Source organism: Streptomyces cinnabarinus (genome assembly GCF_027270315.1).
Taxonomy (GTDB): Bacteria; Actinomycetota; Actinomycetes; order Streptomycetales; family Streptomycetaceae; genus Streptomyces; species Streptomyces cinnabarinus.
In genome coordinates, this window is sequence record NZ_CP114413.1 from 3,356,218 (window position 1) to 3,381,967 (window position 25,750).

The following is a 25,750-nucleotide window of genomic DNA, read 5'->3' on the forward strand; positions in this document are numbered from 1 at the left end:
ACAGGAACAGCTGATGGACTCCGCCCTGCTCTCCCCCGTCCGCGCGGGTGCCCCGACCGAGGGTGCGCTCTCCGATGCGGCGTGGGTTCAGGCCATGCTCGACGCCGAGGCCGCTCTGGCGCGCGCCCAGGCTCGTCTGGGGACCGTGCCCGAGGGCGCGGCCCGGACGATCAGCGCGTGCGCGCGGGCCGATCGGTTCGACCTGGCGGCGCTGGCTGAGCGGGCCCGGGAGGCCGCCAATCCGGTGGTGGCGCTGGTCGAGGAGCTGACGGCGGTCGTGGCGGCCGAGGACCCGCGCGCGGCCGAGTACGTCCATCGCGGCTCCACCAGCCAGGACATCCTCGACACCGGCGCCATGCTGGTCGCCCGGCGGACGCTGGAGCCGGTCGTGGCCGACCTGGACCGTACGGCGGCCGCCCTCGCCGGGCACGCCGAGCGGCACCGGGGCACCGTCATGGCCGCCCGCACGCTGGGCCAGCACGCGGTGCCGACCGTGTTCGGGCTGCGCGCGGCGGGCTGGCTGACCGGGGTCCTCGACGCCCGGCGCCGGATCGCGGCCCTGCTGGACGGCGGACTGCCGGTACAGCTCGGCGGCGCGGCGGGCACGCTCGCGGGATACGTCGAGTACCTGCGCCTGGAGTCACCCGCCGCCGACCCCGGGGCCTACGCCGAGCGGTTGACGCAGACCTTCGCGGCGGAGCTCGGCCTCGCGGTGCCGGTGCTGCCCTGGCACACCCTGCGCACACCCCTCGGCGATCTGGCGGCGGCGCTCGCGGGCACCGCCGGCGCGCTCGGCAAGTTCGCGCTGGACGTACAGACCCTGGCCCGCACCGAACTGGCCGAGGTGGCCGAACCGGCCGTGGCCGGGCGCGGCCGGTCCTCCGCGATGCCGCAGAAGCGCAACCCGGTGCTCGCCACCCTGATCCGCTCGGTGTCCCTCCAAGTCCCCTCGCTGGTCGCGGTGTTGTACCAGTGCGCGGTCGCCGAGGACGAGCGCCCGGCCGGGGCCTGGCACGCCGAGTGGCAGCCGCTGCGCGAGACCCTGCGCCTGGTGGGCGGCGCCGCGCACACGGCGGCCGAACTCGCCGAGGGCCTGGTCGTGGACGCGGCACGGATGCGGGAGAACCTCGCGCACAGCGGGTCCCTGCCGGTCGCCGAGCGGCTGGCTGCCGCGCTGACTCCCGCGCTGGGCAGGGCCGGTGCGCAGAGCGCTGTACGGGAGGCGGCGCTCGCGCCCGGGGCCGACCTCACCACCGCGCTGCACGGCCTCGACCCGCGGCTTCTGGAGCCCGAGGGCTATCTGGGCGCGGCCCCCGCACTGGTGGACCGGGCGCTCAGGCACTACCGGCACAGCTACTGAGGAGAGAACAGACACGTGATCATCGCACTCGACGGGCCCGACGGCGCCGGAAAGTCCACCCAGCTCGCGCGGCTCGCCGACTGGGCGGGTGAACTCGGGGTGTCCTTCCGGACCGTGACCAAGTGGCAGCTGTTCGACGAGACCGTCATGCCCGAGGCCCGCTTCCTGCGCGGCAGCCGGCAGGAGGAGATCCGCGTCTGCATCGCGGAGATGCCCTCCCCGGCCCGCATGCTCTTCCTCGGCTGGATGAACACCATGGCCGCCCACTACGCGGCCACCGCCAAGGAGGAACTCGTCGTCCTCGACGGCTACTGGGCCAAGCACGCCGCCGCCGAACTGGTCGCCGGCACCCACCGCCCTCTGGTGGAGGCGATCGTCGAGGCCATCGCGCCCGTCGACCGGATCGTCTACTTCGACGTCACCCCCGAGGAGGCGCTGCGCCGCAAGGGAAGCGACCTCGCTCCCTACGAGTGCGGCCGCGACCTGGAGTGCCGCCCGGAGAATTTCCTGCGCCACCAGAGCGCGGTCCGCGAGATCCTGCTCGGCTGGGCCCGGGAGCACGACTGGAACGTCATCCGCACCGATTCGCCCGGCTCGGCGCAACAGGAGCTGAAGACGCTCGTCGCGGACCTCCTGGCGGACCGGTGACCCGGCGCTCGCTCGCGGCGGCGCTGTTCGTCCGCTACCTCGGCACGGGCGTGTGGATGCCGCTCCAGGTGCTGTTCTTCGTACGGATCGTGGAGCTGGACACCTCCCGGGTCGTCACCGGGCTCACCGCGGCCTCGCTGGTCGGGCTGCTCGCCGGGCCCGCCGCCGGACGCCTCGCCGACCGGTTCGGGCCGCGCGAGGTGGGCGTGGCCGGGCTGCTGGTGCAGGCCGGGGCGGCGGCGCTGCTGCTCACCGTGGACGACTTCACCGGCTTTCTCGCGGTGATCGTGCTGGTGGCGCTCGGCAAGGGCGCGTTCCCCGCCATCACCGGGGCGCTGATCGCCCATGTCGGCGGCGACGACAAGGTCATGTACCGGGCCAGGCTGTACTCGCTGCAGAACCTGGCCATGGTCAGCGGCTCGCTGCTCGGCGGCATCGTGCTCCAGCTGGACAGCCGGACCGGCTACACCGTCGCCGTGCTCGCCGACGTCTGCTCCTACCTGCTCGCCGCGGCCCTGGTCGCGCGGCTCGGGCATCTGCCGCCGGTGCGCCGGGACCCCGAGGCCACCGGCGGGCGCCGGGCGGCGCTCACGGACCGGCCGTTCGTCGCGGTGAGCCTGCTCGCGGGCGTCCTGGTCGTCTTCGAGAGCTTCCTCGCGGTGCTGATGCCGGTGTGGATCTCCGAGCACACCGACGCCCCCCGCTGGACGGTCTCGCTGACCTTCGCGCTGAGTTCGGTGATGGTGGTGCTGCTCCAGACCCGGGTCGCGCGCGGCGTGGAGACCCCCCGGGACGGCGCCCTGGCCCTGCGCCGCAGCGGACCGGCGGTGGCGGTCGCGGTACTGATCGTGTACGCGGCCTCCCATGTCCCGGGCATGGCCGCGATGTCGCTGCTGCTGGCCGGGACGGCGGTGCTGACGCTGGGCGAGATGGTCTTCGCGGCCGGCGAGTACGCGGTCTCCTTCGGCCTGGCCCCCGACCACGCACAGGGCGAGTACCAGGGCGTGTTCGGCCTCGGCACCGGCCTCGGCACAGCGGTCGCGCCCCCGCTCCTGAACGCCCTGTGCCTGATGGCGGGCCCGGCGGGCTGGCTGGCACTGTGCGGCCTGGTGATAGCAGCGGGCACAGCGGTCCCACCGGTGGTACGACGAGCGGAGAAGCAGTACGAACGAACTCCGGGCCCGGCGGTTCCCTAGGGGCGCGGGGAACTGCGCGACAAGCCGCGACGGCGCCGCGCCCGACGAACTACGCGGCGATCCAGGTACGGAACATCATCCGCCCCGCCGAACCGTCCTCGAAGGGCGTACGCCCATGAATGACGGACCGGTTGTCGATGAACACCATCTCCCCGGGCCGCAGCCGCCCCAGCGTGTGCAGATCCGCACGGGCCAGAAGCCCGTCGAGATGATCCAGCGCGCCGGTCTGCTCCGGCGTCAACGGCGCCACACCGTCCTGCCGGTGCCCCGCCTCGACGTACTCCCGCAGATAGTGCACGCGAGCGGAACCGTCCGCGAAGTCGAGCACCGGACGCCGGACGGTACGGGGCGCCCCCGGCGTGTCGGCACGCGTGTCGAAGTGGAAGGGCCGCCGCAGTACGTCGAGGACGTCGGGGCGGGCGCGCAGCTCCGTCAGGACGTCCTGGACGTGCACCATCACCAGGGAGCCACCGAGGGCCGCCTGCCGCAGACAGAAGAGCGTGAAGTAGTCCGGGACGCGACCCGGCCGGTGGAAGCCGTCGGTGTGCAGATTGCCGCCCTGCCGGGTGTCGGAGTAGCGGGCGCTCGCCCCGTCCAGGCGCAGCCCGCGGTCCTTGACCTCGCGCAGCAGCGCGCCGGAGAAGTCCTGCGGCATGACCTCGCCCAGCATGCGGGAGGCGTTGACGGTGAAGCGGCGGGCGGCGGCGTCGGAGAGACCGCCGAGCCCGGTCAGGACGAAGCAGCCGGGCCGCCGGTCGAGCCGGTCGGCGGCGTAGCCGCGCAGCCGCTCGGCGAACTCCGTGTGCCGCGGGTCCGGTACGCCGTCCTGGTCCGCCGCGGCGATGCTGTCGGCCAGGCCGGGCTCCACGGCGAACCGTACGTGCGCGAAGGGATCCTCGTCGGTCATCTCACCCTCCTCGGGATCGGTGGTGAACCGTGGTGTCGGACACGGGTGGTGGCGCGCTGGGCGAACCAGCTCGCGAGGGCGTCGCCGTAGTGCCGGATCCCGGACACCTCGCTCGCCGCGAGGGCGGTCACGGTGCGTCGTACGGCCTCCTCGCGGCCGTCGGCCGTGGCCAGGGCCTGGACGAGCATGCTCTCGTGGCGGACCGGGCGGTCCGCGTCCAGCGTGCAGGCGTACGACACCCCGGGGTGCTCGGCGAGCCGCAGCGCGGTGAGCCGGCCGGGGCGCGGGGTGCCGGGCCGGACGAAGAGCCGGGCCTCGGCGACATGGGCGGCGGGGTCGTACCGCAGCACGGCCGGATCCAGTGACCGGCCGCGCGCCAGGTCGAGTTGCAGCGCGATCACGTCGTGTCCGGTCTGCACCTCGCACATGCGGTAGGCGCCGGTGAGCCGCGGGTTGATCTCCAGGAAGTGGTAGCCGTCGGGGCCCACCACGAACTCCACGCTGGACACCCCGCGGAAGCCGAGCCCCTCGGCGAGGACCTGGGTGTGCGCGCGCATCGCGGCGGCCCATGCGGCGGGGGCGTCCAGGACGGGCGCCGCGTCCAGGAGTTTGAGGTGGCCCTCGACCAGCAGGCTCTCCCGGTCGCCGAGGTGTGCCACGCGCCCGGCGTGGTCGACGGCGACGGTGACTCCGACGATCCGGGCGTCCTCCACATAGCGCTCCGCGTACCAGGTCGGCGCCCCCGGGCCGGGGTCCGTGGCCAGGACGCGGGCGACGTCCGCGGCCGAGCGCACGACCTGCACGCCCTGGCCGTAGCAGCCGCCGCGCGGTTTGAGGACGAGCGGGAAACCGGCCCGGGAGACCAGTTCGGTGATCGCGTCCCGGCCGGTGGCGTGCGGCAGCACCGGCACGCCGAGCCGCTCGGCCGCGGCCACCGCGAGGCTCTTGTCCCCGGCGGTGGTCAGCAGCTCCGGCCCGGCCCCGGCGCAGCCGATCCCCTCCCGGGCGAGCCGCGAGGGCAGTTCGGGATCCTCGGCCAGCGCGCCGTGCCCGGGGTGGACGAGCGCGGCGCCCGCGCGGACGGCCGCGGCGACGATCCGCTCCACGTCGTCGTACGGGTTGCCGGTGCCGTCGAGCGGTTCCACGGCGTCGGCGGCGCGCGCGTGGGCCTGCTGCGGATCTGCGGCGGACACCACGGCGACCGGGGAGAGTCCCGCCGCCCGCGCGGAGCGAACGGCTCGGGCGGCTATCGCCCCACGGCCCGCGATCAGGACTCTCTCCATCAGCGCTTCCCCCGTCAGACGATGGCGCGGTAGTGCGTGACCAGGCGGTGGTCGTCGTCCAGGATGTGGAAGGCGATCAGCGGCGGGAGGTCGAAGTCGACCTCGGGGCGGCCCTCCAGGGGCAGCGGGACCGTGGAGGCGATGCCGGGGCCCACCACCAGCGGGCGGCCCGCGAAAGTCGTCGCCGCGGCCGTGTGGGAGTGGCCGCACAGCACGGCGACGACCTGCGGGTGCTTCTCCAGGACGGCCGCGAGCCGCTCCTCGCCGGACTGCCGGATGCGGTCGACGTAGGGCAGGTGCAGCACCACCGGCGGGTGGTGGAAGCAGACGAACACCGGGGCGTCACCGGAGTGTTCGGCGAGGGTCGCGTCCAGCCAGGCGAGCGTGCGGTCGGTGAGGACGCCGTCGTCCTGGCCCGGGATCGTGGAGTCGCACAGCACGAACACCGCGCCGCCGACCCGCACCACCCGGTTGATCTCCTCGTCGGAGGCGGCCTCGTCGAGCAGGCCCTTGCGGAACTCGGCCCGGCGGTCGTGGTTCCCGGGCAGGGTGAGCACCGGGTAGGGCAGCTTGAGCAGGGCCGCGGCCTCGTCGTACTCGTCGGCGGCGCCGTGGTCGGCTATGTCGCCGGAGACCAGGACGGCGTCGACCGGGCCCGGCATGGAGCGCAGGAAGTCCGTGACGCGGGCGGCGCGTTCGGTGGCCCGGGGGCCGCCGTCCAAGTGCGGGTCGCTGATGTGGGCGATGGTGATCACTGCGGTGGCTCCTCGACGCTGGTGGTGGTGCTCGGCGCGGCGGCCGCCTTCTGGAAGCGGGCCCGGATCTCGCTGTTGCTGTGCGCGGAGGTGACCCGGGGCGGGGTGCAGGAGCTGCCCCTGCGGATCGTCACGCCCACCATGTGCGGCCCTGGCGTACCCGCGATGTCCCGTAGCCGCGCGGTCAGTTCCGCCGCTGTCGTGACCGTGCGCGCGGTGCGGTAGCCCAGGGAGAGGGCCAGCTCCGTCCAGCGCAGCCGGGAGGCCCGCTGGCCGCCCGTGGAATCGTACGCGCCGTTGTCGAGGACGATGTGGGTGAGGTTCTCCGGGCGGCGCTCGCCGACCAGGGCCGAACCGCCCAGGTGCATCAGGGCCGCGCCGTCGCCGTCGACCACGGTGACGCCCCGTTCGGGCAGCCGCAGCGCGGTGCCGAGGCCGAGGCCGATCGCGTGGCCCATGGAGCCCTGCATGTAGAAGTTCTCAGGCCGGTTGCCGGCCGCGAACAGCTCGCGGCTGATCATTCCGGTGGTGCTGAACACCAGCTGGTCGTCGAGGAATTCGACGAGCGCCTCGACGGCGGACTGCCGGTCGAGCTCCAGTTCCTCGCCCTCGGTGCCGGCGTCCACCGCGCAGGTGCCGACAGTGCCCTTGGGCACCAGGATCACGAACGGCCGGTTCTCCAGGCGGGCTCGCTCGGCCCGGTCGAGGAGTCCGGCGAGGCTCGCCGGGTCCTCCTGGAGGATGCCGTGGGCGATGCCGGTCGCCTCCAGGATGCCGATCGTGCTGGCGCCCATCGCCGCGTGGTGCGGTTCGTCGTCCTCGGCCCGGGGCCAGCCGCGCAGGGACGCCACCAGCAGCACCGGGATGTCGTAGGCGAGGATCAGAGAGGTGAGCGGGTCCAGCAGGTTGCCGAGCCCGGAGTTCTGGATCAGCACGGCGGACCGGGTCCCGGCCAGCTCGGCGCCCGCGGCGAGGGAGAGGGCGATGCCCTCGTTGGGCGCGGGCACATAGCTGCCGCGCTGTTCCAGCAGGGCGAAGGGGCCCTGGAGGTAGGAGCAGGGGACGCCGCTGAAGAATCCGTAGCCGCGCCGCTCCAGCTCCTGGCAGAAGGTCTCGGCCTCCATCAGCCGCCCCACCCTTCCCACTGTGCGACGCCGGTGAGTTCGAAGACGTCCTTCATCGAGGCGATGGACGACTCGACGGTGCTGGTGCCGCCGCGCAGACTGATCTCGGTCAGCACCTCGCGCATCGCGGAGACCGCGGCGCGCAGGGCGTGGTTGGCGTATATGACCATCGACACCCCGGCCTCGGCGGCGTCGGCGGGCGACCAGTCGGGGTAGGTGGTGGGCACCACGACCACCGGCAGCCGGCGCCGCCAGTGCCCGAGGAACTCCTCGATCTCGCCCGCGTCGGACCGCTTGGAGTGGATCAGCAGCGCGTCGGCGCCCGCGTCCGCGTACAGGTGCGCCCGGCGCAGCGCCTCGGCCATCCCGGCCCCGGCGATCAGCGCCTCGGTGCGGGCCACGACGGTGAAGTCGCCGTGGCTGCGGACCTGGGCGGCGGCCTCGATCCGGGCCGCGAACTCGTGGGCGTCCTCCAGGAGCTGGCCGCCCTCCAGGAAGCTGTTGCGCTTGGGGAAGACCTTGTCCTCGAAGCAGACGCCGGCGATGCCCGCCCGCTCGTACTGCTGGACCGTGCGGACCAGGTTGGCGCGCCCGCCGAAGCCGGTGTCGCAGTCGGCGAGCAGCGGCAGCGCGGTGGCGTCGTCGATGTGGACGGCCTCGCTCAGGCACTCCGCCATGGTGAGCAGGCCGACGTCGGGCAGGCCCCGGCTGGCGGAGAGTTCGAAGCTGGAGGCCCAGACGCCGTCGAATCCGGCGTCGGCGACGAGCCGTGCGGTGAGGGCGTCGCGGGCGCCCATGACGCGGGCGATCTGCGGGCGGTGCAGGAGTTCCCTGAGCCGCGCGGCCTTGGTCGTCATCAGCGCTCCCCTCCGGCGAGCTCGAACAGGCAGTGCCAGTGCTGGGAGCCGGGCTTGCCGTGCTCGGCGTCGAAAGCACTGATCAGCTCGAAGCCCTCGTGCAGGCGCACCAGGTCGGCGGCGTCGGTGTACAGGTGCGGGTGCACCTTGTCGTCGGCCGCCTCGGGCTGGCGGAAGGTGTTGGGGCTGACCTCGTCGCCCTTGCCGTACTCGCCGTTGCGCTTGGAGAGCATCGTGCACTGGTAGCGGCCGCCGGGGCGCAGCACGCGGCGGACCTCCTTCAGGGCGCGGCGCAGTCCTTCCTCGTCGGCGTGGTAGACGACGTTGAAGGCGAGGACGTAGTCGAAACTCGCGTCCGCGTAGGGCAGTTCGGTGAAGTCGGCGGTGTCGAAGGCGGCGTCGAGTCCGCGCCGTCCGGCCTCCTCGCGGGCGTGGTCGAGGGCGGCGGGGCTGGCGTCGACACCGCGGGCGGTGAAGCCCTCGGCGGCGAGGAACAGCGCGTGCCGGCCGACGCCGCACCCGAGGTCGAGTACCTCGCGCACGCCGCGCTCGCGCAGGTGCGGCACGGTGTCCGCGACCCAGGGGTGGGGGCGCGACCAGTCGGCCCGCCCCTCGTCGGTGCGCCATACGGCGTCCCAGTAGACGTGGGCAGTCATCCCTCTTGTCCTCCGTGATGAGCGAACTGGAGCAGACCGCTGTCCAGGGACTCCTCCAGCAGCGGCCGCATCAGGTCCAGCTCGCACCCGATGCCGGCCGCGAGCTCGGCCACCGTGCGGCGGCCGTCGAGGCCGCGCAGCAGCTTCAGCCAGTCCAGGTGGGTGTCGTGGTCGATGACGTAGCGCAGGGCGCCGTCGACGGCCACGTACGACGTGTTCTCGCCCGGCGCGTCGTCCAGGACCAGGACGCCGGGCGCGATCCGCAGCACCGAGTCCTCGGCGCACCGCGGCTCGTCCAGGACGGACACGGCCTCGGGCCCGTCGAAGTCGGTGATGTCCAGGGCGTACGGCCGCTGCCCGTCCGGTGCCCGGTTGGGCGGCACGTCCTGGGCCATGCGGTCCAGCAGACCGAGGTTGACGACGCGCAGCAGCAGTTCGATGTGGGCGCCGCTGCGTCCGCTCTGCCAGCGGCGCAGGGTCTCGTGGAGGTTGGCGGCGTCCACGTACTGCGCGGCGCGCGGCGAGGCGAGCGCCTCCTCGATCAGGGCGTGTCCGTCGGCGGCGAGCATCCGGGCGAAGGTGCGGTGGGTGTGCCGGACGCCGTCGCCCTCGTAGAAGGCGAGCTTGGGGCGGGCCAGGACCTCGGCGGGCAGTACGTCGGCGACGGCGCGGCGGACGACCTGCTTGTTCCAGAACAGTGCGCGGCGGTGGGCGCGCGGCACCTGGGCCAGCAGCTCCACGATGCGGTGATCGAGGAAGGGCACGCGTGCCTCGACGCCGTTGCCGGAGGCGGTGCGGTCCTCGACCCAGAAGTTGTACTGCTGCATGTCCCGGAACTTCCAGCCGAGATACGAGCCGTAGACGTCGTCCATCGCGCCGGGCGCGTAGGCATGCACGGCGTCGTCGGTGAGCAGCGGCAGCTCGGCGCCCTCCCACCACACGGAGACCGGGTCGGCGGCGCCGAGCGCGCGGCGCCGGGCCAGGTCGCCGAGGTTGGTGAGGAAGTCGTCCCAGGTGCCGCCGCCGGCCAGGTCGACGCTGTAGCCGCCGCTGAACTCGTCGGCGCCGGAGCCGAGCAGGATCGCCTTCAGCTCGGGGCGCTCGGCGCGGGCGTAGCGGTACATCTCGCTCTTGTAGAACTGCTCGGGCCCGCACAGCGGGGTCTCCATCAGCCACAGCAGCCGGCGCCACTCGTCGGCGCTGGGCACCCGGTCGGCGCCGAGGGCGACGAGGTGGTTGGGCAGGCCGAGGGCACGGGCGGTCTCCTGGGCGTACCGGGCGTCCCCGTTGACGAGGGTGGAGCCGGTCAGCGCGGAGAAGGTGTGCATGCCGGTGTGCGCGGACAGGGCGGCGACGGCCGCGGAGTCCAGGCCGCCGCTGAGGAAGACGCCGATCTCGGCGTCGGCCACCAGGCACTCGGAGACGGAGGACTTCAGCAGGTCGGCCAGCGAGTCGACGAAGTGCCGCTCGGGGTGGTCGGCCGCGTCGGCCGGTTCGGGCAGCCGCCAGTAGCGGTGCTCGCGGACGCCGCCGTCGCGCAGGCTGATGTTCAGCAGGGCGCCCGCGGGCACGTGCTGGACGCCCGCGAACCAGGTCGTGGGGGCGCCGTCGGCCATGACGGGCGCCGCGTTCAGGCTCTGGTCGGCCAGGGCGCGGGCCCAGTCCAGTTCGCGCGGGCACTCGGGGTGCTCGAAGAGGGCCTTGATCTCGGAGCCGAAGAGGATCGTGCGGCCCTGGGTGCTGTGGAAGAGCGGCTTGATGCCGAGGCGGTCGCGGGCCAGGATCAGCCGCTGCTCGCGCAGGTCGATGACGGCGATGCCGAACATGCCGCGGACGTCGTCGAGGAAGTCCAGGCCGTCCTGGAGGTAGAGGTGCAGCAGCACCTCGCAGTCGGACTCGCTGCGGAACTTCGCGGGGCCGCGCAGGCCCTTGCGCAGCTCGCGGTAGTTGTAGATCTCGCCGTTGCAGGCGAGGATCACCTGCCCGTCGTCGCTGACGAACGGCTGGCGTCCGCCCTCGGGGTCGATCAGGGCGAGCCGGGTGAAGGACATGCTGGCCTGTCCGGCGTGGTGGAACTGCATGTCGTCGGGCCCGCGGGGCCGCAGGGCGCGCGCCATGTCGCGCAGAATCCGGTCGGCGCCGCCGTCCAGAAGCGTTCCGTCGGTGTGGGCGAATCCCGCGATTCCGCACATGTGGGCTACCTACTTCTCCGCGAGTTCTGTCGCTTGAATGCGAGTGCCACGCCTGCCTGCGCAGGCGTGGCACTCCGGTCGCTAACGAACGTTGGCGACGATGGTGGCCTGGTCCACCTTCTTGGCCTCGGGCTTCGTGTAAGCCTTCATGTCTGTCACCCCCTTGCCGCGCTGGTCCTCGTGCTGACGGAACAACCATCTCGGTGCGTGGTGGCGCGGCGGTGGTCCGGCGGAGGTGCGGCTACGCCGCCAGGAGCGCGCCGCGCCGGGTGCGGTGCGCGGTCACGGCGCCGAAGGCGTCCGCGAGCCGGTCCACCGCCTCGGTGAGCGTGCCGGGCGGCTGGACGAAGGGCAGCCGCAGATGCCCGTCGAGGGTGCCCTCCACGGCGAACTTGGACCCGGTGAGCACCTCCACCCCGAACGCCGGTGCCATGGCGGCCAGTCGGGAGCTGACCCGTTGCCCGAGGTCGATCCACAGGCACAGGCCGCCCCGGGGCCGGGTGAACGTCCACTCGGGCAGCCTTCGCCGGAGGGCGCCCGCGAGTTCGTCGCGCTGGAGGGTGAGCATCTGCCGTCGTTCGCGCAGGACGGCGTCGTAGTCCTCGTAGAGCCTGCGGGCGATGAGCTGGTTGACGACCGAGTTGCCCGCGTCGCCGGGGCCGCGCAGCGCCGCGAGCCGGTTGATGAGGGAGGGGGTGGCGCGGATCCAGCCGAGGTTGAGTCCGCCCCAGAAGACCTTGGACAGCGATCCGATGGTGACCACGTCGCTGCGCCCGCCGAAGCAGGCCATGGGCGTGGGTTCGGGCCCGTCCAGGGTGAGTTCGGAGAGCGTCTCGTCGACGACGAGCAGCGTCCCGGAGGCCCTGGCCGCGGTGACGACGGCCCGGCGGACGTCGTCGGGCATGACGTGGCCGGTGGGGTTGTGGTGGTCGGGCATGAGGTAGGCGAGCGCGGGACGGGCCTGGCGGCAGACCGAGCCGATCAGCTCCGGGTCCCAGCCCTCGGGGCCGAGGCCGACCGGCAGGGGCCGTCCGGCCAGGGAGCGGATGGCGTCCAGGGCGTCCGGGTAGGTCGGCGAGTCGACCATCACCGGGTCGAAGCGCTGGGCGACCAGGCGCAGCAGCAGTCCCCAGCCCTGGTAGGCGCCGGTGGTCACCATGATCTCGTCGGCGCAGGTGGGCAGTCCGCGCTCGGTGTACCGGTCGGCGATGGCCTGCCGCAGTTCGCGGATGCCGATCCGGTCGTGGGTCAGGTCGTTGGTGTAGTCGCCGACGTGCCCGGCTGCGTCGCGTACGGCCTGGGCGAGCAGCGCCTGCGGTGCGGGCACCTGGGCGATGGTCAGGTCGATGGGGGTGTCGGCGGACCGGGACACGGCGACGGGCGCCGCCGGTTGTGGGCGGTGGACGCCGGGCGGCAGCGCGGTGAAGCTGCCCGCGCCGCGGCGGCCCTCCAGATAGCCCTCGGTGCGCAGCAGGCTGTAGGCGGCGGTCACGGTGTTCCGGCCGATCCGGCACTGTGCGGCCAGGACTCGTTCGGAGGGGATCCGGGTGCCCACGGGCAGCCTGCCGTCCGTGATCAGCGCACGGAAGGCGGTGGCCAGCGCCAGGTAGGCGGGGCCGTCCGCGAGCCAGTCCCCCAGCAGCCGGCCGGTCTGGTCGGCGCTCACTGAGTAGGTGGTTTTTCGCATGTCAGTGATCTGGACTCCGGTGTGGCACGGATGAGTTCGTCCGGGCGGGAGGCCCCGGGCATCGACGGGTCCTGGGCCTCCCGCCCGAGTTCAGGTGACCTGCACGAGGTCGCCGACGCCCACGCGTCCGCCCCTGATGACCCGCGCGTACACGCCGATCCGGGTGTCGAACCGCTGGGCGAGGGTGCGCAGGACGGTGCGGGCCGCGGGCAGGCCGGGCTGGGGCAGCGTGGTCATCACACAGCGCTCGGTGCGCTCGGTGATCTCCAGCACCACCTCCGGGCCGACCGCCACCTTGGCGCCCACCCAGTCGTCCTCCAGCAGGGCGAGGTCGTCGCCGTCCAGCAGGAGGTTGGGGCGGAAGCGCTCGACGACGATCTGGTCCGCCTCTTGCGGCATCAGCGCGGCGAGCCGGGACAGCGCGGGCCGGGACAGCAGATGGACCGCGGCGCAGTCGAAGTGCTGCACCTCCCGCTCCTCGGCGAGGCGCACCGGGGCGGCGGCGAGGCGGCTCAGCTCCTCGTCGAGCCCCGGGTCCCCGGCCGCGTGGGTCCGCCCGTCGGGCGTACGGACCACCACGGCGCCGTCGACCGTCCCGGCGGCGTACTCCAGCAGCCCCTCGATCCGGCGCAGATGCCGCCAGTTCTTGCCGCTGCCGACCTTGCCGTCGTCGAAGGTCACGCCCCAGTGCCGGTCGCCGTCGAGGCCCCGCGCGGTGAAGTCGCCGTGTGCGAGGCACTCCCCGCGCATCGACTTCACCGGGTGGCGGCGTACTTCGGCCACGCGCGCGTCTGCCATCAGCCGCGGCCTCAGAGGTGGTCGGCGAGTTCGCCGGTGCGCCGGGTGTCCAGCGAGCAGCAGTGGAAGCCGCCGCCGAAGGTCCGGCCGTGCCGGAACCGCGCCGGGACGGGCTCGATGCCGACGGACTCCAGCTGGCGCATCACCCGCTCCTGGTTGGCGGGCACGATCACCCGGTCCGGGCCGAGGGCGAGGATGTTCATGCCGATCCACACCGAGGCGCGCGGCCAGGAGAAGGCGTAGCCGTCGTCCTCGGGCTCGTCGACCCACAGGGTCTTCCAGCCGCGCAGCTGCTCGGGGATGGAGTCCTCGCTCAGCCGGGCCGAGTTGGCGAGCAGCAGTCCGGGGCGCAGGATGTGCAGCGTGGTGCCGACGTGGTCGGAGCAGATCGACATCTCGTGCACCCGGTACTCCGGGCCGAGCGCCCGGCGCAGCCACTCGGCGCCCTTGCGGTTGCCGGTGTTGCTGACGTTGAAGAAGACGTCACGGCCGCAGCGCAGGGTGTTGGCGCCGTCGAACAGCGGCTCGTTCTCGCCGACGACGGAGTGGCCGGGCTCGTAGACATAGGTGCTGTCGGCGAGTTCGGGCTTGGGCGCGGCGAGCCAGGTCGCGCCGTCGTCGAAGTACTCGCCGAGCAGCCGCCGGAACGGCATGGTCTCGAAGAAGCGGGCGCGCATCGCCATGGGCGCCTCGATGACCTTGTCGCCGATGACGAGGAGACAGTCGCGCGGCATCAGCGCGTGCATGGCGACCGTCGACCAGTTCGGGGTGGCGAAGGCCTGGTCGGGGCGGGGCGGTTCGGGGCGGCGGACGGTGACCCCGGCCTGCTGGAGGATCTCCGTCAGATCGGCGAAGTCCTCCTCCGTCTCCTCCACCACGCGCTTGAGGGTGTCGGCGCCGATCCGCTCCAGGTGGGCGTCCGCGGGCGGCTCGAAGAAGTGCCGCACGGAGTCGTCCACCGGCGGCGGCGTCAGGCCCTGGGCGGTGCCGAGGACGATCTCCTCCAGCGGGTCCCAGTCGTTGGTGCTCCAGACACGGGACATCAGTCGGTGCTCCTCGCTGTGGTTGCTGCGGTACGGAATCCCAGGCCGAACGGCTGGGAGGTCGGCATGATCTCGATCATGTTCACGTTGACCCGGGGCGGCTGGGCCACACACCACTGCACGGCCTCGGCGATGTCCTCGGCGGCGAGCGGTTCGACGCCGTCGTAGAGCGCGTCCGCGCGCCCCTGGTCGCCCTCGAAGCGCACCAGGGCGAACTCGGTACGGGCCATGCCGGGCGCGATACAGCTGACCCGGACGCCGGTGCCCTCCAGGTCGGTGCGCAGGCTCAGGCTCAGCTGGTGGGTGAACGCCTTGGTGGCGCCGTACACATTGCCGCCCGAGTAGGGGTAGAGGGCGGCGATGGACCCGATGTTGACGATGTGGCCGCAGCCGGAGGCGATCAGGGACGGCAGGGCGGCCCTGATGCAGTGCAGCTGGCCCATGACGTTGGTGTCGACCATGTCCTGCCAGTGCTGCGGGTCGGCGTCCTGGAGCGGGCCGAACCCCCGGGACAGGCCCGCGTTGTTGACCAGGACCGCCACATCGGCGAACTCCTCCGGCAGGGTGCCGAGGGCCTTGGCGACGGCCTCGCCGTCCCGGATGTCGACGGCGAGCGGGAGGATCCGGCTGTCCGGGCCCGCCTCCTCGCTCAGCGCCTCAAGCCGTTCGGCCCGGCGGGCGAGCGCCACGACCGGCCTGCCCTGGGCGGCCAGCCGCCGGACGACGGCCGCGCCGAAGCCCGAGGACGCCCCCGTCACGACGGCTGTTCTCATACGACTCACTTGTCCACTCCTGCCCGCACAGTCGTACCGTGCTCTTCGTCCCGTACCGGGGGGTGACCCGGCGGGAATATCGGGCACATCCAGGTTGGCTCGACAGCGCGCCCGGAATACTGCCGCGCCTCCGATGCCTCTCCGAAGTCGGCGAGGTTCGGATTGATCGACTGCTGGAGCCGGGTCTCGCGTTCGCGGATCTTCTGTTTGAGTCCCTCGAACGTGCCGTTCTCCTTCAGCCGGCGGAACTGGTGATGGGAGTTGAAGGCGAGTGCGGGGCGCGGGAACCGGCGGGTGATCCGGGAGGACCGGTTGTGCAGGCCGACCACGAAGAAGGGGTGGCCGACCAGGCTGAACCCGAACTCCTCGGAATCCGGATCGGCGGCCACGTCGGGCGCCCAGTCATGGAATTCGCGGTCCATCTCATGGAGATCCGCGAGCTGCTGCCAGAGAATCTTCTCGAACTCGGACTCCGGGACGTCCAGCGGCCCGGAGAAGACGGCGACGAGTGTCTGGAAGTTCTCGGTGGGCGTCAGCCGGTGGTGGACGAAGTCCCCCAGCGCCGTATAGAGCGCCTGTGTGGAGTCTTCCGCGCCCATTTCGCCGACCTCGACGCAGTGGAGGATCCCCTTCCGCACCGAGGCCTTTCCGGCCAGGCAGGAGAATTCGTCACTCCGGATCCAGGTGTAGAGCTGTTCTCGAACACCGTCCAGCGACGGAAGAGATCCCACTTCCTTATGCCTTCCCCCGTGCAGGAAATCAGCCCCAGCCCAGGTCGTTCAGCGCGACGGCAGCCTGCGAGAACTTGGTGAAGAGCAGCGAAAACCCGTAGACGATATTCAACTCGGATGCACTCCAATTTCATTCCGGATCGCGGATCTCGGGAATTTGCGATGGCCGTTTGGGCCGTGCATGAATAACTATGCATGAGGGTCAGGGGGGAGGCCAGAGCCGCTTGTGTCGTAGTTGTGCCTGGCGGAGACCCGCACGGATGACGAAACGGACAAATCAACCGGATGAATATATTCATTCGCAAGTCGAATATTTGAAGAGAGAACTTTGCGAGGCGAGATGAACTACACACCGTGACCATCACGGGAGCCGACCCGGCCCTCTCAGCCTCTCGTTGTATGATCACCTGTTTCATCAGGTCACTTACCGAGAGGAAGCGCACCATGCCGGAGCCGGCGGTCGCCCCACAGAGGCTGCCGTTGCCGAACCTCACCGACGGAGCGGTGCGCGCGTACGCCTACGCCGTCACCGTCGCCGACCTGACTCCGGGCCGACTGGCCGACGAAATGGAACTTTCGGCCGGAGAAGCTGAGCAATGGGTACAGGAGCTTCTGGAATTGAAGCTCCTGCGTACGGTCACCGGACGCACGGACACCTACACGGCGGTGGCTCCGGACACCGCGCGTTACCGCCTCCTGAGCCCGGCCCTCGAAGAGGTCCGGCAGCGCCAGGAGGAAATCGACCGGGTGCACACCGATCTGGCCAGGCTTTCTTCACACTACGAAGAAAGCATGGTGGAGCGAATACGCCGGGAGGCAATCAGCACCCTTTCCGACCTGAACGACGTCCGGCACACCATCACCGACCTGGCCGGCCGCAGCGAATTCGAGGTGCTCACCGCCCAGCCCGGCGGCGCCCGCCGGGAGGAGGTCCTCCAGGAGTCCCTGCCCCGCACCGAGCAACTGCTGCGCCGGGGCGTGCAGATGAGGACGCTGTACCAGCACTCGGCGCGGTTCAGCTCCGGGATGAGCGCCTATGTCGAGCATGTCACCCAGCTCGGCGCCGAGGTGCGGACCCTGGCCAGCGCCTTTCAGCGGCTGATCGTCTTCGACCGCAGATTCGCGGTGATCTCGCTGCGCTCCGAACCGCAGGGCGCCTGTCTGGTCAAGGACCTGGACCTGGTGGCCTTCATCGCCGAGACCTTCGAGAGTCTGTGGGTCTCCGCCGCTCCCTTCCCCACCACGCTGGACCGGTCCCGGCTGTCGTTAACGTCCGCCGAGATCCGCTCGACGGTGATCACCATGCTGGTCTCCGGTGAGGAGGACAAGGTCATCGCCAAGCGGCTCGGCATCTCGCTGCGCACCTGCCAGCGCCATGTCTCGGAGATCATGAACGAACTGGGCGCCCGCAACCGGCTGCATGCCGGCTACCTGCTGCACCGGCTGCTGCCCTCCGAGGGCTGAGCCACACCGTCCGGCACCAGCCTGGTGCCGAGCGGTTCGCCGGTGCTCAGCGAGTGCAGCAGGGCGTGCTCCCGGCGCCCGTCGAGGATGTGCGCGCTGCCGACCCCGCCGGTCACCGCCGTCAGACAGGCCTCGACCTTCGGGGCCATGCCGCCGCTCAGGTCCGGCTGCAGCCGCCGGGCCTGGCTGACCGTCAGTTCCCGCAGTACCGGCCCGGGTCCGGGCCAGTTCTGCTGGATGCCGTCGACATCGGTGAGCACACAGAGCCGCTCGGCGCCGAGCGCGACCGCGAGCGCGGCGGCCGCGGTGTCGGCGTTGACGTTGTAGATCTCGCCCTCGGTGCCGGGGGCGATGCTGGAGATCACCGGGATCCGTCCGGCGGCGAGGTGGTCGCCGACCAGGGCCGGGTCGACCTCGGTCACCTCGCCGACCAGGCCGATGTCGACGCGCCGGCCGCCGTCGAGGGCGTAGCGGCGGACCGCGGTGAGGGTGCGGGCGTCCTCGCCGGTCATGCCGACGGCGACGGGCGCGTGCCGGTTGAGCAGTCCGACCAGGTTCCGCTGCACCTGCCCGGCCAGCACCATCCGGACCACGTCCATGGTCTCCGGGGTGGTCACCCGCAGCCCGGAGCGGAAGGCCGGTTCCTGGCCGAGCCGTTGGAGATGGGCGCTGATCTGCGGGCCGCCGCCGTGCACCACCACCGGACGCACTCCGGCCGCGCGCAGCGCGGTGACGTCCGCGGCGAACGCCCGCAGGTGCGCCTCGGCGGTCATCGCGTGCCCGCCGATCTTGACGACGACGGTACGGCCGTACAGCGGTGCGAGGTCAGCGGGACAGCTCGACACGGGCCACCTCCTTCGGCTCGAACCCCAGGACCTGTCCGTACAGCGAGAGTTCGGCCTCCATGCAGCGCACATGGGTGTCCGCGGCACGGAAGCCGTGGCCCTCCCCGGGGAAGGCGAGACAGGCGTGCGGCACGTCCCGGACCCGGGCCAGGAACCGTTCGCTCTGGGCGGGCGGGCACACCGCGTCGCGCAATCCCTGGGCCAGCAGGAAGGGCGCGGTGAGCCGGTCGACCAGGTTGACCGGGGAGAGCAGGGCGCCGCGGGCGCGGATCTCCTCGGGGCCGCCGACCAGGGTGTCGGCGTAGTGCGACTCCAGGTCGTGGGTGTCGCCCTCGGCCCACTCCACCAGGTCGAGGACCGGGAAGTAGAGGGTGCCGCAGCGGAAGACGTCGGTGGTGGCGAGGGCGATGGCGGCGGTCCAGCCGCCGGCGCTGGCGCCGCGCACGGCGAGCCTTCGCGGGTCGGCGAGCCCCTCCTCGGCGAGCGCGCGGGCGACGGCCGCGCAGTCCTCGACGTCCGCGCTGCCCCACTGCCCGTCCAGGCTCTGCCGGTAGGCGCGGCCGTATCCGGTGGAGCCCGCGTAGTCGACCTGGGCGACGCCGATGCCGCGGCTGGTGAAGAAGGCCACGGACAGATCGCAGGAGGCGAGGAAGCGGTTGGTCGGACCGCCGTGCGGCCAGATCACGTACGGCGCGAGTTCGTCGCCGCCCTCGAAGTCGGGGCTGGTCGGCGGGAAGACGGTGGCGTGCACGACCCGCCCGCCCGCGGAGGGGTAGGTCCGCCGCCGCGGGCGCGGCAGATAGGCGGGGTCGACCAGGTCACGGTGGAAGTGGCCGACGGCCTCGGCGGTCCGGCTGTCGAGGTCGGCCCGGACCACCTCGAACCCGGTGACGGGGCTCGCGCCCACGCCCGCGATCCGGGAGCCGTTCGCCGCCAGCGTGGGAAGCCACTCGGTCCAGTGTCCGGCCACTCCGGTGAGCTGCCCGCTCGCCGGGTCCAGCACCCCGAGCGCCAGCGGTCCGGTGCCGTGCAGGACGGCGATCCGGCCGTCGTCCAGCGGCGCGAACCAGCGGCTGCCGAGGCGCCACAGCGGGCCGGCGAACTCCTGGGCGCGGCGGCACAGTTCGCGCACCTCGCCGGTGGCCCGGTCCACCCGGTGCAGATTCCACCAGCCGGTGGTGTCCATCGCGACGAGCAGCGTGTCCGGGTCGGCCCACTCGACCTGCGCGACGGGCGCCCCAGGCCCCCCGCACAGGGTCTTGGCGCCGAGGAACTCCCCGTCCGCCGAGACCTCCGCGACCCGCAGCTCGGCCCCGTCCCAGGGCATCGAGGGATGCTCCCACCCCAGCCAGGCCGCGTACCGCCCGTCCGGCGAGAGCCGCGGCCCGGTGAGGAACCGTCCCGTGGCCAACTCCCGCACCCCACGGCCGGTTTCGGCCGCCGACCCGTCCAGGGGTACGGCGACCAGGGCCCGGCGCACGTCCTGCGGGCCGGGGCCGAAGTGGTCCTCCTGGACGCACCACACCTCCTCGCGCCCCGGTGGCAGCACCGGGTCGGCGTGCCGCAGCGCGCCGGGCGGGGTCAGCGGACGCGGGTCGGTGCCCGGCGTCCAGCGGTACAGCCGCTGGTCGGACTCGTCGACGAAGACCACGTCCGGACCGGGCACTCCGGTCCACGCGCAGCCGCCGTACTCCACCACCCGGGTGCGCACGCTCCAGGGCGCGGGCAGGACCGCGCCCACCGTGCCGTCGGGGGTGCGCCGGACCAGGGTGGTCCTGGCCCCCTCGGCCGGGCGCAGTTCGGTCCACCACAGCTCCTCGCCGAGCCACTGCAGACTGTCGGGGCGGGCGGCGAAGCCCGCGGCGAGCCGGGGCGTCAGCGGGGACGTCCAGGTGCCGTAGGGGGCGACGACAGGGGTGGTCACGGCTCATCTCTCCCGAGTGCGCGGGGCGCGGGTGCCCCGAAGAGGTCGACGGCGGTCGCGCCCGCGGGGACCACGGCGTCGGCGATCAGATGCCGCATCGTGCCGTACCAGAGCGGCAGTACGGGCAGGTCGGCGCGGACCGCCGCCTCCGCGGCCCGGTACCGGTCGGCACGCAGGGCCGGGTCGGCCTCGGCGCGGGCCGCGTCGATGAGCGCGTCCACGGCCGGGTTGCGGTACCCGGCGTAGTTCCCGCCGCCGCCCACCGAGTCGGAGTGGAACAGCGGGAAGAGCACGGTGTCGACGGAGGGGTAGTCGCTGACCCAGGTGGCCCGGAACAGCGCGTCGGGCTTGTCCAGCCAGCGCAGGTACTCCTGGCGGGGCAGGGCCCGGATCTCGGCGTCCCAGCCGAGGTGGGTGCGCAACTGCCCGGCGACCAGGGTGATCCAGCGGTCGTGGCCCTTGTCGCCGTCGTAGACCAGCGGGACGGGCCGCTCGGGCCGCACGCCGAGGGCGGCCAGTTCGGCGCGGGCCCGCGCCGGGTCGAACTCCAGGGGTTCCAGGGGCGGTCGGTCGCCGCCCAGCCGGGGCGGCACCATCGCGTCGGCGAGCGTGAACTCGCCCTCGCCGACCGCCTCGCACAGCGCCCGCCGGTCCAGGCCCAGGGCGACCGCTCGGCGCACGGCCGGGTCGTCGAAGGGGGCGAGCGCGGCGGGGAAGCCGAGATATGTCAGGGAGGCGCAGGGCGTGAGGCGGTAGCCGGTCTCGCGGCGGGCGTCGGCGGCCCGGGGTCCGGCGATCTCCACCAGGTCGAGCCGTCCGGAGCGCCAGGACGCGTAGGCAGTGTCCTCGTCGTCCACGAAGTGGCACTCGATCCGCTCCGCGCGGCCCGAACCGCCGTAGGGGTGGGCCTCGTTGGCGGCGTGGTAGCCGGGGAACCGCTCCAGGGCGAGCACGCCGTCCCGGGAGCGGGCCGGATCGAGCCGGTAGGGGCCGGTGAGGCCGGGGCCGCCGTCCGCGGGTACGGCCGCGGTGAGCCGGAGGCTGAAGACGGCCGCGATCTCGTGGAAGGGCCGGGTGAGGCGGACCTCCAGCTGCCCGGGGCCGATGACGCGCACCCCGCTCAGGGTGTCGGCGCGCCCGGCGCGTACGTCCTCGAAGCCGTCGATCACGGAGAGGTGGTAGGCGATCTGGGAGCCGGTGGCGGGACGTACCACCCGGGACAGGGCGTACACGTAGTCCTCGGCCGTCACCTCGCGTCCGTCGTGGAAGCGCACCCCGGGCCGCAGCCGGAAGCAGACGCGCAGACCGTCCGGGTCGACCTGCCAGCCGAGGGCCGCGGCGGGCCGGAGGCGGCCGGTCGCGGGCTCGAAGTCGACCAGCGGGTCGGCGAGCAGGCCGAGAACGAGCGCCCCGTCGTGGTCGGCGCAGAGCGCCGGGTCCAGAGAGGCCGGGGTGCCCGTCCCGATCCGCAGCGCCGGGTGCGTGCCGCTCACAGGTCCAGCACCAGGTCCGTCACCGGCTGCGCCTGGCACAGCAGCATCTCCTGGCCCTCCAGGTCGGCGCCCGGCTCGGTGTGGTAGTTGACCGTGCCCTTCTTCAGGAAGGTGCGGCAGGTGCCGCAGGCCCCGGCCCAGCAGCGGGAGTCGGTCTCGATGCCGTGGTGGTCGGCGAACTGGAGCAGCGAGTCGAAGGTGCCGTCCCAGCCGAGCTCGACGCCCGAGCGCTCGAAGCGGACCTTCAGGCCCGCGATCCGGGCGAGTACGTCGGGGGCGTCGAAGCCGCGCAGGGTGGACCGGCGCAGCGGCACCGAGCCGCGCTCACGGTCGATCCGGGCGACCCGCTCGGCGGGCAGTTCGCTCTCCTCGACCCGCTCGAAGCCGTGCCGTTCGAACCAGCGGACGGTGGTCCCGGAGAACAGCACCACCTGCTCGACCTGCTCCTGGTGCAGGGCCGCGATGACACTGCCGAGCAGGACGTGGCCGAGCCCGTGGCCGTGCCACTTCTCGTGCACGGCGAAATTGTAGATCTCGGCCAGGGCGCCGCCGCGGCCCGCGCCCGCGCAGGCCACGATCTCGCCCTCGATGTCGAGGACGAAGAACTCCGCGATGTCCGCCGCGTACGTCTCGCGGGTGCGGGAGATCAGCGAGCCGTCCGCGACGAACGGCTCGGACAGGGCGACGACGGCGTCGGTGTCGGCGTCAGTCGCGGTCCGGAACCCCACGTCGAGCAGCTCGTCGCCGCCCCTGCTGAGGGTGAGGAAGATGGCCTTGGTCACGTCGTGGTCCGTTCCGGCTCGGGGAGCACGGGCTCGGCGTCCAGGCCGTACTCGTCCATGATCCGCAGCACCGCGGCCCGTACGGCGCTCTCGTCGTCGCCGCGCAGCCGGAACCGGCCGCCGACGTGCCCGTAGCCGCCCGAGCCGTCGAAGACGTCACCGGCGCGCGGGACGATCTCCTCGTACACCTCGGGGATCCGGTCCAGGACGGGGCGTACGGCCGTGACCCGGCTGGGCAGCGGGCGCGGTTCGGGCATCAGGGCCCAGCCGCCGGCCTTGTGCTCGCCGAACTGGTCGGCCTGGGTGAGCGGCGGCAGGCCGAGGGTGGCCCGGAACGCCTCGCCCATCAGGTCGATGCCGTACAGGTCCCGGTGGATGAAGGCGACCTCGGCGCCGCCGGGGCGCAACCCCACCTCCAGGAAGACGAGTTCGCCGCTGTCCCGGCGCATCACCTCCAGGTGGAAGGGGCCGTCGTCCAGGGCGAGGGCGTCCAGGCACTCGGCGGTGAAGCCGACGATCCCGTCGCGCAGCGGGCCGGGGTCCAGCAGGACCGAGCCGAGCGGCTTGCCCTCGGCGAACTCCAGGCAGGTGTTGACGTAGCCGGAGGCGGTGACGAGGTGGAACTTGCCGTCGCGGCGGATGCCGTCGACATGGAAGATGTCCCCGGCGACGAACTCCTCGCACTCGTAGTCGGCGCGGTCGACGGTGTCCAGCGCGCGCTGGAGCGAGGCGGTGTCCTCGGCGCGGACGACTCCGCTGGAGGCGGCCCCGGAGCGGGGCTTGAGGATGACGGGCAGTCCGACCCCGGCCGCGACCCGCTCGGCGGTGACGGTGTCGTCCAGCTCCAGATAGCGCGGTACGGCGATCCCGGCGGACTCGACGGCGTGCTTCATCCGCACCTTGTCCCGGAAGGCGAGGACGAAGTCCGGGGTCCAGCCGGGGGCGCCGAGGGCCGCGCGCAGCCGGGCGGCGGTCAGCAGGTCGTACTCGGACAGTCCGACGATGCCGTCGAAGTCGCCGTACTGCTCGGCCAGTCGCCGGGCGACCGGGAGGACGGTGTCGTACTCCAGGTCATCGACGACGACGGTCTCCCAGGCGCTCTCGGTGTCGAGGACGCCGAGGCCGTCGGGGACCGTGAGGTAGAAGAGGCGGCAGCGGTCGGGCTCGACAAACCGGTGGTACTCGCCGAACTCGTCGTCGTAGCGGTTCAGGACCAGATAACCCGGCTCCAGGCGATCAGCCAAAGCGCACCAACTTTCCGAAGGTCGTACGGCGGGTCACGGCGTCGGCGTAGGACTCGGCGCGGTACAGCACATGGCCGATCCGGCCGCGGAAGTCCTGCATCGGGGGCACCTCGTCGCCCGGCGCGAGATACAGCTCGGCCTCCACGACCCCGTCGGCGGCGAGCACGGCGTCCCAGCCCTCGACGGAGGAGAGCACGGTCAGCTCGGGGGCGGTGAAGAAGTGGATCCCGGCGTACTTGGCGGCCGGCACCCCGGCGGGGGCCACCTCGTCGAGCGGCAGGCCCGCGTACGCGGCGAGCATGATCCGGGGCAGCGAGACCCCGGTGGCCAGCTCGATCAGGTCGCAGATGTGGTCGCCCGCGAGCCGGGCGCCGATCTCGATGAGCACCGGCTCACCGCCACCGAGCCGCAGCTCGCAGTGGAAGGGGCCCAGGCTCACGCCGAGGGCGCGGCAGACGTCGCTGACGTAGGAGTCGACGGCGGCCCGCTCCTCGGGCCCCAGGTCGGCCTGGACGGCGTGGCCGACCTCGACGAAGTGCGGCTCGGGGCCCAGCTCCTTGGCGGTCACCGAGACGATGAAGGGGGTGCCGTCGACGACGTAGCCCTCGACGCTGACCTCGGGTCCGGCGACGTACTCCTCCAGCAGGACCCGACCGTCGAGGCCGCGGCCGAGGTCGGTGCGGGCGTCCTCGCTCATCCAGCCGTAGGCGCGGCGCAGGTCGTCGAGGGAGTCGACGCGGCTGACGTGGACGCTGCCCGCGGAGGTGGTGGGCTTCAGGACGGCCGGGAAGCCGACGTGCTCGACGGCCATGTCCAGCTCGGCCGCGGTACGGGCCTCCTGGTGCCGGGGCACCCGCAGTCCGGCCGCGGCGACGGCCTCCCGCATCCGCGCCTTGTCGCGCAGGCGCTCGGCGGCGGCGGGATCCAGGCCGGGCAGTCCGAAGCGGGCGGCGAGCCGGGCGACGGTGTCGACGTAGAACTCGAAGCCGGGGACGACCGCGCAGAAGGGGGCCTGGGCGTGCAGCTCCGTGGCCGTCTCGACGACGGCGCGCTCGTCGTTGGTCTCCATCTCGACCAGGTGGTCGATGTACCGCTTGAGCTTGGCCGGCAGTTCGCGGTCGCCCTCGTCGGCGGAGAACGCGACGACCTCGATGCCGAGTTCCTGGGCGGCCTTGAGCATCTCCAGGCCGGAGGACATCGGCTCGACGACGAGGATGCGCCGGCGGGACCGCGGCTCAGACATGGCTCGGCTCTTCGGCGCGGACGGTGGTGGCGTGGAGTTCGGCGAAGTAGTCACCGATCAGGTCCACGAACGTCTCCAGATCCGCGTACGCCTGCTCCGCCGACCCGAACGACTCCACCGCACGCGAGACCGTACGGAACATCAACTCGTCATGGTCATGCGACTCGTCGAAGTCCAGATGCGACTGCGTACCCCGCACGAACTCCGCACCGAACTCCTTCCCGGCCGCATCCGTGATCACCTGGTTGTACCGGTCCGAATACCACTCCACGAACCAGTCCCACACCGTCGTCGGCGCCGGACCACGAGAATCCGCCGCCAGCCGCAGATAACCCATCAGCTTCGCCGTCGACGAAAAGACGGGAATCGCGTTCACGTCCTCCAGCGACACACCGAACTTCGCCAGATCACGAAGGAACATCCCCTCGTGCCCGAACTCCTCCGCCAGGTACTGCGCCAGATGCGCGGCCAGCGCGTCGTCCTTCGAACCCACCTTGAACAACGCGTACGTGTCGACCTCGTTGTTCAGACGGATCCGCAGCACCGTCTCCACCACATGCCGGACGAAGTAGTCCCGCTCGATCCACTCACCCGCGTGCAGCTCCCGCATCCGCGGCACCCGAGCGAACTGACGCTCCATCAACTCCACCGCCAGCGACTCCAGCCGCTCACGGTCCAACGCCACACCAGACACACAAACCTCCAGCATCACCGGCAACCAACACCCCCCACCCTGACCGACCCC

Annotated in this window: 23 protein-coding genes; 4 read left to right on the plus strand and 19 right to left on the minus strand. The window is 72.4% G+C overall.

Annotated features, from left to right (window positions below):
* Positions 1-13 precede the first annotated feature (13 nt).
* The 3 genes from pcaB to STRCI_RS15045 are packed head-to-tail and all read left to right on the plus strand — an operon-like array spanning position 14 to position 3,204.
* A complete protein-coding gene (pcaB, locus tag STRCI_RS15035; RefSeq protein ID WP_269659449.1) occupies positions 14-1,360 on the plus strand; it encodes a 3-carboxy-cis,cis-muconate cycloisomerase in 1,347 nt (448 codons plus the stop codon).
* A 15-nt stretch (positions 1,361-1,375) separates the two neighbouring features.
* On the plus strand, positions 1,376-2,008 hold the full coding sequence (locus tag STRCI_RS15040) for a dTMP kinase (RefSeq protein ID WP_269659450.1): 633 nt from the start codon (positions 1,376-1,378) through the stop codon (positions 2,006-2,008).
* Positions 2,005-3,204, plus strand: coding sequence for an MFS transporter (locus STRCI_RS15045; RefSeq protein WP_269659451.1), 1,200 nt, complete (start codon positions 2,005-2,007; stop codon positions 3,202-3,204). Before STRCI_RS15040 ends, STRCI_RS15045 begins: the two co-directional genes overlap by 4 nt.
* A gap of 49 nt (positions 3,205-3,253) precedes the next feature.
* Here STRCI_RS15045 and STRCI_RS15050 read toward each other — a convergent pair whose 3' ends face one another.
* The 12 genes from STRCI_RS15050 to gntA all read right to left on the minus strand — a co-directional run bounded on the left by STRCI_RS15050 (position 3,254) and on the right by gntA (position 16,010).
* On the minus strand, positions 3,254-4,111 hold the full coding sequence (locus tag STRCI_RS15050; protein ID WP_269659452.1) for a TauD/TfdA family dioxygenase: 858 nt from the start codon (positions 4,109-4,111) through the stop codon (positions 3,254-3,256).
* Entirely contained in the window at positions 4,108-5,394 is a 1,287-nt protein-coding gene (locus tag STRCI_RS15055; protein ID WP_269659453.1) for a biotin carboxylase N-terminal domain-containing protein, read from the minus strand. The genes STRCI_RS15050 and STRCI_RS15055 overlap by 4 nt, the downstream gene beginning before the upstream one ends.
* 14 nt (positions 5,395-5,408) lie before the next feature.
* Positions 5,409-6,146 (minus strand): metallophosphoesterase, encoded by a 738-nt coding sequence (locus STRCI_RS15060; protein WP_269664552.1) that lies wholly within the window; start codon positions 6,144-6,146, stop codon positions 5,409-5,411.
* Positions 6,146-7,273 carry a phosphonopyruvate decarboxylase gene (gene aepY, locus STRCI_RS15065; RefSeq protein ID WP_269659454.1) on the minus strand — a complete coding sequence of 376 codons (1,128 nt, stop codon included), beginning with the start codon at positions 7,271-7,273 and terminating at the stop codon, positions 6,146-6,148. Before aepY ends, STRCI_RS15060 begins: the two co-directional genes overlap by 1 nt.
* The gene (locus STRCI_RS15070; RefSeq protein WP_269659455.1) at positions 7,273-8,130 is read right to left on the minus strand and encodes an isocitrate lyase/phosphoenolpyruvate mutase family protein; all 858 of its coding nucleotides are present in this window, start codon (positions 8,128-8,130) and stop codon (positions 7,273-7,275) included. The genes aepY and STRCI_RS15070 overlap by 1 nt, the downstream gene beginning before the upstream one ends.
* On the minus strand, positions 8,130-8,786 hold the full coding sequence (locus STRCI_RS15075; protein WP_269659456.1) for a class I SAM-dependent methyltransferase: 657 nt from the start codon (positions 8,784-8,786) through the stop codon (positions 8,130-8,132). The genes STRCI_RS15070 and STRCI_RS15075 overlap by 1 nt, the downstream gene beginning before the upstream one ends.
* Complete coding sequence (asnB, locus tag STRCI_RS15080; RefSeq protein WP_269659457.1) at positions 8,783-10,978, minus strand: asparagine synthase (glutamine-hydrolyzing); 2,196 nt, start codon at positions 10,976-10,978, stop codon at positions 8,783-8,785. Before asnB ends, STRCI_RS15075 begins: the two co-directional genes overlap by 4 nt.
* 241 nt (positions 10,979-11,219) lie before the next feature.
* The gene (gene yczR, locus STRCI_RS15085) at positions 11,220-12,644 is read right to left on the minus strand and encodes a MocR-like transcription factor YczR (protein ID WP_269659458.1); all 1,425 of its coding nucleotides are present in this window, start codon (positions 12,642-12,644) and stop codon (positions 11,220-11,222) included.
* A 111-nt stretch (positions 12,645-12,755) separates the two neighbouring features.
* On the minus strand, positions 12,756-13,463 hold the full coding sequence (locus tag STRCI_RS15090; protein WP_269659459.1) for an MOSC domain-containing protein: 708 nt from the start codon (positions 13,461-13,463) through the stop codon (positions 12,756-12,758).
* Between the two features lie 11 nt (positions 13,464-13,474).
* On the minus strand, positions 13,475-14,506 hold the full coding sequence (locus STRCI_RS15095) for an inosamine-phosphate amidinotransferase 1 (RefSeq protein ID WP_269659460.1): 1,032 nt from the start codon (positions 14,504-14,506) through the stop codon (positions 13,475-13,477).
* On the minus strand, positions 14,506-15,279 hold the full coding sequence (locus STRCI_RS15100) for an SDR family NAD(P)-dependent oxidoreductase (protein ID WP_269659461.1): 774 nt from the start codon (positions 15,277-15,279) through the stop codon (positions 14,506-14,508). Before STRCI_RS15100 ends, STRCI_RS15095 begins: the two co-directional genes overlap by 1 nt.
* A gap of 5 nt (positions 15,280-15,284) precedes the next feature.
* Positions 15,285-16,010: a guanitoxin biosynthesis heme-dependent pre-guanitoxin N-hydroxylase GntA gene (gntA, locus tag STRCI_RS15105; RefSeq protein ID WP_269659462.1), complete on the minus strand. Its 726-nt coding sequence runs from the start codon at positions 16,008-16,010 to the stop codon at positions 15,285-15,287.
* Positions 16,011-16,454: 444 nt separating this feature from the next.
* Between gntA and STRCI_RS15110 the strand changes: the two genes are divergently transcribed.
* On the plus strand, positions 16,455-17,474 hold the full coding sequence (locus STRCI_RS15110; protein ID WP_269659463.1) for a helix-turn-helix domain-containing protein: 1,020 nt from the start codon (positions 16,455-16,457) through the stop codon (positions 17,472-17,474).
* Here STRCI_RS15110 and argB read toward each other — a convergent pair.
* The 7 genes from argB to STRCI_RS15145 are packed head-to-tail and all read right to left on the minus strand — an operon-like array spanning position 17,438 to position 25,690.
* On the minus strand, positions 17,438-18,319 hold the full coding sequence (gene argB / locus STRCI_RS15115; RefSeq protein WP_269659464.1) for an acetylglutamate kinase: 882 nt from the start codon (positions 18,317-18,319) through the stop codon (positions 17,438-17,440). The genes STRCI_RS15110 and argB overlap by 37 nt on opposite strands.
* Entirely contained in the window at positions 18,300-20,243 is a 1,944-nt protein-coding gene (locus STRCI_RS15120; RefSeq protein ID WP_269659465.1) for a S9 family peptidase, read from the minus strand. Before STRCI_RS15120 ends, argB begins: the two co-directional genes overlap by 20 nt.
* Complete coding sequence (locus STRCI_RS15125; protein ID WP_269659466.1) at positions 20,240-21,736, minus strand: peptide ABC transporter substrate-binding protein; 1,497 nt, start codon at positions 21,734-21,736, stop codon at positions 20,240-20,242. The genes STRCI_RS15120 and STRCI_RS15125 overlap by 4 nt, the downstream gene beginning before the upstream one ends.
* Positions 21,733-22,518 (minus strand): GNAT family N-acetyltransferase, encoded by a 786-nt coding sequence (locus STRCI_RS15130; protein WP_269659467.1) that lies wholly within the window; start codon positions 22,516-22,518, stop codon positions 21,733-21,735. The genes STRCI_RS15125 and STRCI_RS15130 overlap by 4 nt, the downstream gene beginning before the upstream one ends.
* Entirely contained in the window at positions 22,515-23,762 is a 1,248-nt protein-coding gene (locus STRCI_RS15135; protein WP_269659468.1) for an ATP-grasp domain-containing protein, read from the minus strand. The genes STRCI_RS15130 and STRCI_RS15135 overlap by 4 nt, the downstream gene beginning before the upstream one ends.
* A complete protein-coding gene (locus STRCI_RS15140; protein WP_269659469.1) occupies positions 23,755-25,005 on the minus strand; it encodes an ATP-grasp domain-containing protein in 1,251 nt (416 codons plus the stop codon). Before STRCI_RS15140 ends, STRCI_RS15135 begins: the two co-directional genes overlap by 8 nt.
* Positions 24,998-25,690 carry an iron-containing redox enzyme family protein gene (locus STRCI_RS15145; protein ID WP_269659470.1) on the minus strand — a complete coding sequence of 231 codons (693 nt, stop codon included), beginning with the start codon at positions 25,688-25,690 and terminating at the stop codon, positions 24,998-25,000. The genes STRCI_RS15140 and STRCI_RS15145 overlap by 8 nt, the downstream gene beginning before the upstream one ends.
* Between the last annotated feature and the right edge of the window lie 60 nt (positions 25,691-25,750).